Genomic DNA, 11386 nt, shown 5'->3' on the forward strand with positions numbered 1-11386 from the left:
ACTCTCCTTTTAACTCGGGCACCAACTGGTGTGCATCGGCCAGTCTAACATCGATATATTTTAAAACACCGGCTTTACGAAAGTTCGCCTTGGCCTGCAAATAGCGGGTTTTATCAATTTCAATAGTTATTAGCTTTCCTCCGGTTTTGCTCAATGCCCACGCAATCCAAATGGCAGAATGACCGGTTGACGTTCCGATTTCAACGGCCGAAGTGTAGCCATTTTCAACAATAATATCGTAAAGAATTTTCCCATCTGTTAAAGGAACATTCATATCGCGCCATTCGCTGGCGTTTTTCTCAAGAAAAACTTTAACCTTTTTGTCGAGGGAATTTTCGGTTTCAGGATATTGGGCACAAGCGGTAAATGCAGCCAGAACTCCCAATAAGCATAGCATAAATAGTCGGTACTTCATTATCGTAAATTGAAATCAGTATTGGCTTTAAAGCAACCAAGATAATAAATTCTCCAAGAAAAAATTAAGGTTTTTGAATTTCGGCGTATTCTAAAATAGTTCTGTCGATTTAAAGATCCTACGATTTTAGGCGTAACATAATTTTCATGTATTCGATTACGAACGTATCAAATCATCTAAATCCATAGATAAAAAAATAAATTATTTTGTATTAGTTTTTTTTATGCTTGAGAAAACATATATTTGTAATGCATTTGGGATTCATCCCATATTGTGTGTTTGGGGGTTAACATTTAGGAAGGAGACTGTTGAGTCTCCTTCTTTCTTTTTATAACTTTCTGTAAACATCGCTACTCCTCAACCTTTTAGCATATCTCAAACGCCTTCTAACCCGATTACATTCAATGCCTTGCGAAAAGGTCATTATGAAAATTGTTCTTTTTTTCTACATTTGTGCCGAATTAAAATTTTTTAGAATAAAACGAGCATGATAAAAGCTTTTCAAAACATGAAAATCTTTATGCGAGTTACATGAGTTACGTAATAAATTAGAAATATAAACGAATGAAAACAGCTGAAATAACCACTTCAAAAGGAGTAATGAAAGTTAAGTTTTACGAAGAAGATGCTCCGGGAACTGTTGCCAATTTTATCAAGCTTGCGGAATCGGGTTTTTATAACGGGCTAACTTTTCACCGTGTGATCCCTAACTTCGTTATCCAGGGAGGATGCCCGGACGGAACCGGAGCCGGCGGACCAGGCTATTCAATTGATTGCGAAACCGACGGAAACAACCAATACCACGACAAAGGTGTTTTATCAATGGCTCACGCAGGAAGAAATACAGGTGGCTCGCAGTTTTTTATCTGTCACAACCGTGAAAACACGCAACATCTCGATCGTCATCACACTTGCTTCGGACGCGTTTTTGAAGGTCTTGATGTAATCGACGACATCCGCCAGGGTGATGAAATTGAAAAAATAATTATCTCGGAAGAATAGTTTCACCAAAGATAAGATCAAGGGAGCCATTTACAGGCTCCCTTTTTTTATGCCTAATTTCCCAAACTATTTTGTTACAGGTTTATTATGGTCTTCAATTAACCCTTCTTTTCTCGTTTCTAAACATTTCAAATTACAAGGTTTTGTTTTTATTTGTGTTTCAGTACTATTCAAATAAATTAAAAAAATATGCACAAACACATGCACACTTCTCATTAACACCACCTTACACAACACACAACCACCGCATCACACCACAACGGTATTTTAAAAACAATTATTAGTCACCCCTCCTCCATTATTCAACTTTTTGATTCGAAAAGTTTAGTTATTAAAATTGAAAAATTTATGATTTAGCTATTGCAAATGTCGTTTCCATCCTATTTATTTGTTCGTGTAATAAAGAAGTAAACTCGAACTAAAGCAAAGATTAAAACCAGTAATCTTTTGACTTATTAAAATTATTTTTCACAATCTTAACTGGTACAAAAATGGCAAATAATAAACCGAAGGTAATTAAGGATTACAGCAAACTTGATAAGGATTTACAAGAGCAAATTAAGCTAATATATGCAGATGGTTTTGCTGATAACCTTATCCATTTTTTTGATAAAACCGGTCAGAAAATTACGGTTTTACCATTTGAAACGGAAGACAAATATTACATGTTAAGAATGACCGAAAACGAAGCCGTTGCTCTTGTTGACGAGGACGACGATTACGATGATGACGGATTCTTAAAAGACGAGGTTAAACAAGATTACGAAGACAAATATTCGGACCTCGACCACGTAGCGGATCAATTGGAAGATTAAAACATAAAAAAAGCAGGTATGTATTTACAAACCTGCTTTCTTATTTTCGTATTGAACGTTTCGTTTGCTACGCTAATAAAGCTTTAACTTTATCGGCTACATCTTTACCGTCGGCCTGGCCGGCGAGTTTCTTCGAAGCAATTCCCATTACTTTACCCATGTCTTTCATGCTGCTTGCACCAACTTGTTCGATAACGGCTTTAACAGCTGCCGTGAGCTCTTCGTCCGACATTTTTGCGGGCAGATAACTTTCAAAAATAGCCACTTGTTTCATCTCCTGCTCGTACAGATCTTCGCGCCCCTGTTCTTTGTAAATATTTGCCGAATCGGAACCTTGTTTTGCCAGTTTAGCGATAATCTTCAATGCATCTTCATCGGCCAAAACGTCGCTGGCACCTCTTGCAGTTTGTGCCTCAAGCATTACCTTTTTAATGCCACGCAAAGCTTCCAGCTTTTCCTTTTCACGGGCTTTCATGGCTGCTTTTATGTCATCGTTAATTTGATCAAATATTGCCATAACATTCAATTTTTTTATTAATCTACGTTATCGTGTAAATAACTGTTTCTGTCTGAAATACGGTTGTCGCGGTTTACAGAATATCCCGAACGGTCGCGTTTGTATTTCGGATCGTTTATCCGAATATTGCGGCGTTTAAATGCCGGCACATTTTCCAGCTCATCCACATCATCGTCGCTCAGGTTGGCGTAATCGTTTAGGTCAATTTCCTTTTCCGCACTGTTTCTTTCGCGCGAAGTGATCGGGTACAACGATTCAAATTCATCGTCGTCGTTGACGCTTTTGTTCTCCACGTTAAATTCAAAAGTTGACTGACTTCTGCTATCTTCGTTTTTATGCTCCGCGAAATGCTCATTTTTGGTTACCGATACCGACTCTTTTTCAAGTGTATGCGAAACCACTTTTCGCTGGCTTTGCTCCGACAATTCAGAAATAATACTGGTCGGGAATCCGGTAGCAATAACCGTTACCGACAGTTTATCACCTAAACTTTCATCGGTGCCATTTCCCCATATCAAATCGGCATCAAAACCGGCCATGTTTTGCACATAATCGGTAATCCGGCCAACTTCATCCATGGTAACTTCCTTAGTTCCCGAGTTAATGTTCACCAGAATATTTCGTGCTCCGCGAATTTCATTGTCATTCAATAAAGGCGAGTTTAAGGCTTTTCTCACAGCATCTTCTGCCCGGTCTTCTTCGTCACTTACGCCGGTTCCCATAACCGCCATTCCGCTTTTTCGCATTACGGTTTCCACATCGGCAAAGTCAACATTTATATATCCGGGCACGGTAATAATTTCAGCAATTCCTTTTGCTGCGGTAGACAAAACATTGTCGGCTTTCGCAAAGGCTTCCGAAATTCCAAAATCGCCAAACATTTCGCGAATACGCTCATTATTGATCACCAACAACGAATCGACATAAGTAGCCAGCTCTTTAATTCCCTCGTAGGCTTGTTTTATACGTCTTTTTCCCTCGTTTCGGAACGGAATGGTAACAATAGCCACAGTTAAGTATCCCTGCTCTTTACAACACTGTGCAATAACAGGAGCAGCTCCGGTTCCGGTTCCACCGCCCATACCGGCAGTTACAAATACCATTTTGGTATTTTCCGACAAGGTCTTTTTTACATCCTCGATGTTCTCAATAGCCGCCTGCCTGCCCACTTCTGGTTTATTACCAGCTCCTCGCCCTTCGGTTAACGACGCACCCAGTTGCACCCGGGTTCTGATAGCACTTGCCTCCATAGCCTGCGCATCGGTGTTGCAGATAACAAAATCCACATCGCGAATACCGTGCTTAAACATATGGTTTACAGCATTTCCGCCACCGCCACCAACGCCGATTACCTTAATCGCGGCACCAGGAGTTTTTTCCATTACAAAATCAGCCATATCTTCCATTTTCTTCACCCTGTTTTGTCGTTATTAATCAAGAGGTTGATCTTCATCACCGTCATTAAAAATCTTGCTGCCAAAATTTTTATAAAACCAGTTATCGATATTCGATTCAGTAACAGGCTCGTCTTTCTTTTTCTCGACCTTTTCCCTGGTTTTGGTCTTTTCTTTTGACTTCCAGCCAAATCCCGTTGATTTGGATTTTGGCTTTGCTTTTGGTTTTGGTTGCGGAGGAACAAACATTATTGTTTCTTCCTCTTCCGGCTCTGGCTCGTATGGTTTTTCTTCGTATAAATCCGAATAAATTGTTTCTGCCGTTTCATTCATCGGTTCCTGTTCGGCAACAGAATCTTCAAAATCATCGTCGAGATTAAAGTTTTGCACCTCCTTTTCGGGTTGCAATTCTTTGTTGGGATTGGTATCAAAACCGGTAGCCAAAATAGTTACACTAATTTTGTCGCCAAGACGCTCGTCGTAGCCATTACCCCAGATAATATCGGCATCCTGACCGGCTTTTTCCTGCAGCGATTCGATAATTTCACCAATCTCTCCAATTCTGATCTCCTCACTTCCCGAGATAATATTCAGCAGTATATTTTTTGTTCCGAAAATATCGTTACTATCCAATAATGGCGATTCCAGGGCTGCATTCACGGCTTCCATGGCACGGCCTTCGCCTGTGGCAAAACCGGTACCCATAATGAATACTTCGCTTTTTTGCATCACCGTTTCCACATCGGTGTAGTCGATGTTTACATTTCCGTGAACGGTAATTATCTCGGCAACTCCTTTAACAGCCGTTGACACAATATTGTCGGCCATTTTAAAGGCCTGACTTGCGGGCAAATCGCCGTAAATATGATGCAGCCTGTCGTTGCTGATCACCAGCATACTGTCGACAAATTCGGCCATTTTATCAATACCTTCCTGTGCCTGTGCACGGCGTTTGTTTCCTTCGGCCGGCGACGGAATGGTTACCACCGCAATGGTTAATATATCGAGTTCGCGTGCCAGGCTTGCAATTACAGGAGCTGCTCCGGTTCCGGTTCCACCTCCCATTCCTGCCGCGATAAACAACATTTTGGTATTATCACCCAGCACCTTTTTCAGGTCTTCGTAATTTTCGCGGGCAGCCTCGGCTCCTCTTTCGGGTTTATTTCCGGCACCCCGCCCTTCTGTTAATGTGGTTCCAAGCTGAATTTTAATCGGCACAGGACTATTGTCCATGGCTTGCGAATCGGTATTACAAATGATATAATCAACACCTGTTATTCCCTCTTCGAACATGTGATTGACCGCATTGCAACCACCACCGCCAACTCCAATTACTTTAATAATTGATGATGCTGCCTTCGGAAATTGAAAATTTGCTAATTCTTCGGTCATATCTTTTTGTTTTAATTGAATTCCAAGTCATCGTTGTCGTCGCCAAAAAAGTTGATCGCACTTTGCAAAGCTCCTTTAACATTGGTCATTAAACCACGTCCGTTCCGGTGTACTTTGGGCTCGGGCAATGTTCTTTCTTCTCCAACATTTTGAGCTATCGAAAGTTTTAACGCTCCCAAAGCAGTTAGAAATGCCGGTTTTTTTGCTTCTTCCCTTCGGTTTGCAGGAAGGATTACCGGGTGTGCTCTGCGTGCATCCAAACCGGTATGAAATTTTACCAGTGTGATGATGTGCCCCAGGTTTGAGGTTCCACCGGACAAAACTATTCCGGTTCCCAAACGGTCGGCTACTCCCGATCGTTCGATTTCGGCAACTACACAATCTACAATCTCTTCCAAACGTGCCTGTATAATGTACGCCAGACTGCGGATGGTAATTTCTTTTGGTTCCCAGCCATTATTTTTGGCAATGGTTACGGTATCCTCTGTTTTAATTTGGTCGCCTAAAGCCTGCCCGTAACGCACTTTTAGCAACTCTGCTTTTTCAAGAAATGTAGAACAGCCCACTTTTAAATCGTTGGTAATAACTGCTCCGGCAAACGGAATTACAGCCGTGTGTACCAGTGCGTTTTCGTAGTAAATAGCCAGATTGGTAGTACCTGCACCAATATCGAGTACCACACCACCCATTTCCTTTTCAGGCTTTGAAAGCGCGGCTTCTGCCAGTGCCAGCGACGAGTGGAAAACTTCGCCCAGCTCAACACCAACACTTTCCAAAACGCGGTTCAGAATCTGGTATTCCTGATCAGGCATAATCACCAGCTTGTAACGGGCTTCAATCTTTTTCCCTGTGGCTCCAACAGGTTTTAATTCCTCCGTTTCATCATCTATAATAAACGAAGTTGGAATAACTTTCAGAATACGGTAATCATTTTTAATCTTCAGGTTTTTCGCTTCATTATACAACTCGTCAATATCGAGACTGGTTACCACGCCGCCCTCGCCTGTAAAACGCGAAGCCTTGTAATCGATGGTTCGCATACGTTTTCCGGCGTACGCCACATCAACAACCGTGATTTCGTCTTCGAGCTGTACATCCAACTGTTCCAACACTGCAGTGATGGACTCCGTTGCGTCAGCAAGATTAAAAATCATTCCTCTTTTTATGCCTTTCGACGGCACCTGGGCAGTACCCAGTATTTCCATTTTCCCCTCGGCAGTTGCCTGGCCTGCAAGCGCAACCATTTTTGAGGTTCCCATGTCGATAACAACTGAAAGATTTGTTCTTGAAGCCATAATTACCTTCTTTTTGCTATTACCTGATCTTTATATTTTAAACTGATCGTTTTGTATTTATTCCAATTATTTTTTGCCATAATCTGCTTGTAAAAAGCTTTCATATTCCGCAACTTCTCCTCGTAATTTTCCAGCGTTCCAAACTCAATGGTATGGTCGCCAACAAGCGGAATCAACAGCACGTCGCCATCTTTTTGCACATGAATCTGCTCAATTTGTGCATTCCAGAATTCATCGTTTTCTATCCATAAAACACATGGCAAAAGTCTTCCTTTTGCATACTCTTCACTGATATCTCCGGTGGCAACGAGCACGTTTGCCGCATAATTTGTCGACACCGGAATTTTCCCACCAAACTCATCGAGGTAATAATTTCCTTTATCAGAAAAAACGCGTATCACCGGTTTCCGATGTTTCAAATCGATGGCTAGCACACCCCTAAAAGTGGCACTATCAGTTCGGGTAACAACTTTATAAACCTCGGCTTTTAAAATTGCTTCGTGTTTTTCTACCGCCTTTTCAATCAGCACCGTGTTTACACTGTCAAAATCCTTCCCAATTATATCTTTATCGATCGATTTCACCAGGTTTACCAGCTCAGCACGATTCACCTTTATTACTTCCTCAGGGTTATAATTCACCTGAATATCGTTGCAATTGACGTGATTATACTTCAATGAAGTAAATGCCAGTGTTACCAGCAGAAACACCAGCAACACCAACAAACCGCCTATTTTTGCAAACTTCTTTATCATTTCTCTTTACTTTCCAACAGTTCAATTATACTTTCCACCATCCGGTCTATATCGCCGGCCCCCATTGTTAGCACAATTTCGTTCGGGTCTGATTTTAGTATTTTCAATACCTCATCACGCTCGGCCAGCATCCTGTTCTCCAGCTTCATTTCTTTGTAAATGATAGCTGATGAAACACCGGGAATTGGCTCTTCGCGGGCCGGGTAAAGCGGAATAAGAATAGCTTTATCCAGCAAATCCAGACTTTGTGCAAACTCAGGCGCAAAATCTTTGGTTCGAGAAAACAGGTGAGGCTGAAAAATTCCGGTTACTTTTTTCTCGGGAAACAAGGCCTTAACCGAAGTTATAAACGCCTCTAATTCTGCCGGGTGATGTGCGTAATCGTCGATGTAAATCCGATTCTCCGATCGGTAGCGTATATCAAAACGACGCGCAACACCTTCATAATCTTCAATACCTGCTTTTATAGCATTTGCCGATGCTCCCGCCAACCAGGCCAAAGCACTGGCTCCAATCGTATTTTCTACGTTAACCAGCCCCGGATAATTCATTTTGCAGTTGGCAATTATTCCATCCGGAGTTTTTAAATCGAAGGAATAAAATCCCGTTTCTGAATTCAATTGCAGATTTAGTGCGACAAAATCAGTTTTACCTTCTAATGAATAAGAATAAACTTTAGCTTCGGTTTTCGAAGTATCCAATTCTACTCCTTCTTTTAGCACCAAACTTCCGTCAGGACGGATCTGCGAAATAAATTTCTCAAACGACTCAACGATCTTTTCTTTTTCGCCGTAAATATCCAAATGGTCGGCATCAACCGAAGTTACCAGTGCCAATTGTGGTTTTAGGTGTAAAAACGAACGATCAAACTCATCAGCTTCTGCAACAATCCATGGCGAATCGTTTTCCGGAAGTACCAAATTACTCCTGAAATTCTTTGAAATGCCGCCTAAAAATGCGCCACATCCTTGTTCTGTTTTACTCAGAATATTGGTAACGATAGTACTTGTCGTGGTTTTTCCGTGAGTACCGGAAACACCAATTCCTTTACGTTCGTTGCAAATCATCCCGAGCACTTTCGCCCGCTTAAATAAACCAATTGGCTGGCTTTTAAACCAATTCAGCTCCTTATGCTCGTCGGGCAAAGCCGGTGTGTAAACAGCAATGGTTTCTGCCGGATTCCATTTCGACGGAATATTCCGGATATCGTCATCAAAATGCACATCGATCCCTTCATTCTGAAGTGCGTCTGTCAATGCTGTTGGTGTGCGATCGTATCCTGCCACATTGCGCCCCGAAAATTTAAAATACCGGGCCAGCGCACTCATCCCTATTCCTCCGATTCCAAGGAAATATACATTCTTTATTTTCTGAATGTTGTCCATTCTATTGTCTCACTAATTTTTCTACTTCATCAACTATTTGTTTGGTAGCATCAGGTTTGGCCAACTCTTTACTTTTTGCTGCCAACGTGCTGCAACGATCTTTGTCGTTTACCACCTCGAAAGCCAACGGAAATAATTTCTCGTTAATCTCATCATCGCGCACCATTAATGCGGCATCCTGTTCTACCAAAGCCATCGCATTTTTAGTTTGATGGTCTTCCGAAACATTTGGCGACGGCACCAGCACCGAAGCTTTTCCAACCAAACACAACTCCGAAATTGTTCCTGCTCCTGCTCTCGAAATCACCAAGTCGGCCACTTCGTAGGCCAGATCCATACGAGTTATAAACTTGTGAATCTGCAGATTTTTCGGTTTTGTTTCTTTCAGGTCTTCCTGAATTTTATCGTAATAATACGCCCCGGTCTGCCAGATTACCTGAATTCCCGAAGCTTCAATTTCCTTTATATTTTTCAGCACAGCCTGGTTTACCGAACGTGCACCAAGACTACCGCCAACAATTAATACAATCTTATCTTCCTCACTTACTTTAAAAAACTCAAACGCTTCTTTTCTATTTTGTTTTTCGGTCAAATTTTCACGAACAGGATTTCCTGTAAAAATCAGTTTTTCTGCCGGAAAGAACCGCTCCATTTTATCGTAAGCCACACAAATGGAATTAACTTTCTTGCTTAGTAGTTTATTGGTGATTCCGGCGTATGAATTCTGTTCCTGAATTAAACAAGGCACCTTATCTTTTGCAGCTGCCCTTAACAGTGGGCCGCTCGCATAACCGCCAACTCCAATAGCTACTTCCGGGTGAAAATCGGCCACAATCTTTTTAGCCAGCTTCGAACTTTGACGCAACTTTTTAAAGAACGTAAATACTTTCATGCTGGGTTTCCGCGGAAATCCCATCACAGGCAAGCCAATAATTTTATAACCGGCGGCCGGCACTTTCTCCATTTCCATCCGGTCTTCGGCACCAACAAATAAAATGTCAGCGTCAGGGTTGCGCTTTTTAATTTCGTTGGCAATGGCAAGCGCCGGAAAAATATGTCCTCCGGTACCACCTCCGCTAATTATGGCTCTATTTATCTTTTGTCTCATCTATTGCAATCTTTATATTCCCCTATCCTGGGTGAGATAAAAATTCATTTATGCTTCAATGTTACTCACTTATTATTTCAGTCATTGACTGCATCGTTTTCTATTTCGTAATCTTCGTCAGGAGCTTTAATCATAATCGGCTGCTCCACTACTTCTTTGTCCTTCTGATTTTGGTGACTCACACTAAGAATCAACCCAAAAGCCAGCGAAGTAAACAACAACGATGTTCCGCCCAAACTTATCCACGGCAACGGCTGTCCGGTTACCGGTAACGCTCCGCTTGAAACACCTATATTTATCATGGCCTGAAAAACCAGTACCAATGTTAGTCCAATAACCATAAACGCCGGAAACGTTCGCGTGGCCCGCCTGACGATCACCACTCCCCTGAAAAAGAAAATCAGGAAAAGCATGATTACCGCAATGCCGCCCAACAAACCATATTCTTCAACAATTATGGCAAAAATAAAATCGTTATATGCTGCAGCCATGTAATTACTTACATCAGAATGGCCGGGGCCTTTTCCCAAAATTCCGCCGGAATAAATGGCCAGTTTTGCATAGTCGGCCTGTGTAATTCCTTGCGATGCTTCAGGTGGCGGAGGATTAATAAACCGTTCGATTCGCCCCTTTATGGTGTGCACACGGCCAATACTATCCGGTAAAAGATCGGCAGTAAAGTAAATCGTTACCACCAACGCAATTCCCACACCTACAAGCGAGAACAAATATTTTAATGGAATTCGGCCGCAAAACATCATGGTCATAATTGTTGCGAAAAGCAATGCCGAGGTTGAGAAATCGGATATAAAAATCAAACCACAGACAATAGCCGTATAAAATATTATCTTCTTAAATGCTTCCCACAAATCGCCTTTTGTTTTTTGGCGTTTTCCTAAAATTTTAGCAGAAAATAAGACCAGTGAAATCTTCGCCATCTCGGCCGGTTGAAAAGTAGCTCCCCAGAAATTAAGTGTACGCCCGCTGGAAGAAACGAATGACGTTCCGCGCATCACAATGGAAAAAAGTAAAAATCCGATACTGGCCAGCAAAACCCACCATGCCAATTTTGAGTACAACTTTATGGGCAGCACATTCACCATGAGCAAAATTACCCCAATTCCTGCCCCTAAAAACACCACCTGGCGGAAAAGGTATTTCATGGTGTTTCCCTGAGCCACACGATAGGCCAATGCACCCGTTGAACTGTACACGATAAGCAGCGACAACACCGATAACAGCATCAGCACCATCCAAAGCACGCGGTCGCCCTTAAATAATTTCAGAATGGAATGTTGCATTACAAAT

11 protein-coding genes are annotated in these 11386 nt (G+C 41.9%); 2 read left to right on the forward strand and 9 right to left on the reverse strand.

Going from position 1 to position 11386, the window contains the following annotated elements:
* Positions 1 to 415: O-methyltransferase (locus tag ABZB17_RS15080; RefSeq protein WP_372651207.1), on the reverse strand; the 415-nt coding region annotated here is incomplete at its 3' end.
* A 564-nt stretch (positions 416 to 979) separates the two neighbouring features.
* On the opposite strand from ABZB17_RS15080, the gene ABZB17_RS15085 reads away from it, so the two are divergent.
* Positions 980 to 1417 (forward strand): peptidylprolyl isomerase, encoded by a 438-nt coding sequence (locus ABZB17_RS15085; RefSeq protein ID WP_372651209.1) that lies wholly within the window; start codon positions 980 to 982, stop codon positions 1415 to 1417.
* Positions 1418 to 1908: 491 nt separating this feature from the next.
* A complete protein-coding gene (locus ABZB17_RS15090; RefSeq protein WP_045032193.1) occupies positions 1909 to 2232 on the forward strand; it encodes a hypothetical protein in 324 nt (107 codons plus the stop codon).
* Positions 2233 to 2299: 67 nt separating this feature from the next.
* Here ABZB17_RS15090 and ABZB17_RS15095 read toward each other — a convergent pair whose 3' ends face one another.
* The 8 genes from ABZB17_RS15095 to ABZB17_RS15130 form a co-directional block, all read right to left on the reverse strand.
* Positions 2300 to 2749, reverse strand: coding sequence for a GatB/YqeY domain-containing protein (locus ABZB17_RS15095; protein WP_372651211.1), 450 nt, complete (start codon positions 2747 to 2749; stop codon positions 2300 to 2302).
* Between the two features lie 17 nt (positions 2750 to 2766).
* On the reverse strand, positions 2767 to 4146 hold the full coding sequence (gene ftsZ / locus ABZB17_RS15100; RefSeq protein ID WP_303923472.1) for a cell division protein FtsZ: 1380 nt from the start codon (positions 4144 to 4146) through the stop codon (positions 2767 to 2769).
* A gap of 33 nt (positions 4147 to 4179) precedes the next feature.
* A complete protein-coding gene (ftsZ, locus tag ABZB17_RS15105; protein WP_372651213.1) occupies positions 4180 to 5535 on the reverse strand; it encodes a cell division protein FtsZ in 1356 nt (451 codons plus the stop codon).
* Between the two features lie 11 nt (positions 5536 to 5546).
* The gene (gene ftsA, locus ABZB17_RS15110) at positions 5547 to 6830 is read right to left on the reverse strand and encodes a cell division protein FtsA (protein ID WP_372651215.1); all 1284 of its coding nucleotides are present in this window, start codon (positions 6828 to 6830) and stop codon (positions 5547 to 5549) included.
* Positions 6831 to 6832: 2 nt separating this feature from the next.
* Positions 6833 to 7585 (reverse strand): cell division protein FtsQ/DivIB, encoded by a 753-nt coding sequence (locus ABZB17_RS15115; RefSeq protein ID WP_372651217.1) that lies wholly within the window; start codon positions 7583 to 7585, stop codon positions 6833 to 6835.
* Entirely contained in the window at positions 7582 to 8970 is a 1389-nt protein-coding gene (gene murC, locus ABZB17_RS15120; protein WP_372651219.1) for a UDP-N-acetylmuramate--L-alanine ligase, read from the reverse strand. The genes ABZB17_RS15115 and murC overlap by 4 nt, the downstream gene beginning before the upstream one ends.
* Position 8971: 1 nt before the next feature.
* Positions 8972 to 10078 (reverse strand): undecaprenyldiphospho-muramoylpentapeptide beta-N-acetylglucosaminyltransferase, encoded by a 1107-nt coding sequence (murG, locus tag ABZB17_RS15125; RefSeq protein WP_372651221.1) that lies wholly within the window; start codon positions 10076 to 10078, stop codon positions 8972 to 8974.
* A 77-nt stretch (positions 10079 to 10155) separates the two neighbouring features.
* Positions 10156 to 11386, reverse strand: a 1231-nt coding sequence (locus ABZB17_RS15130; protein ID WP_372651223.1) for an FtsW/RodA/SpoVE family cell cycle protein, incomplete at its 5' end; no start/stop codon positions are given.

The sequence above is a fragment of the Draconibacterium sp. genome, assembly GCF_041583095.1.
Classification (GTDB): domain Bacteria; phylum Bacteroidota; class Bacteroidia; order Bacteroidales; family Prolixibacteraceae; genus Draconibacterium.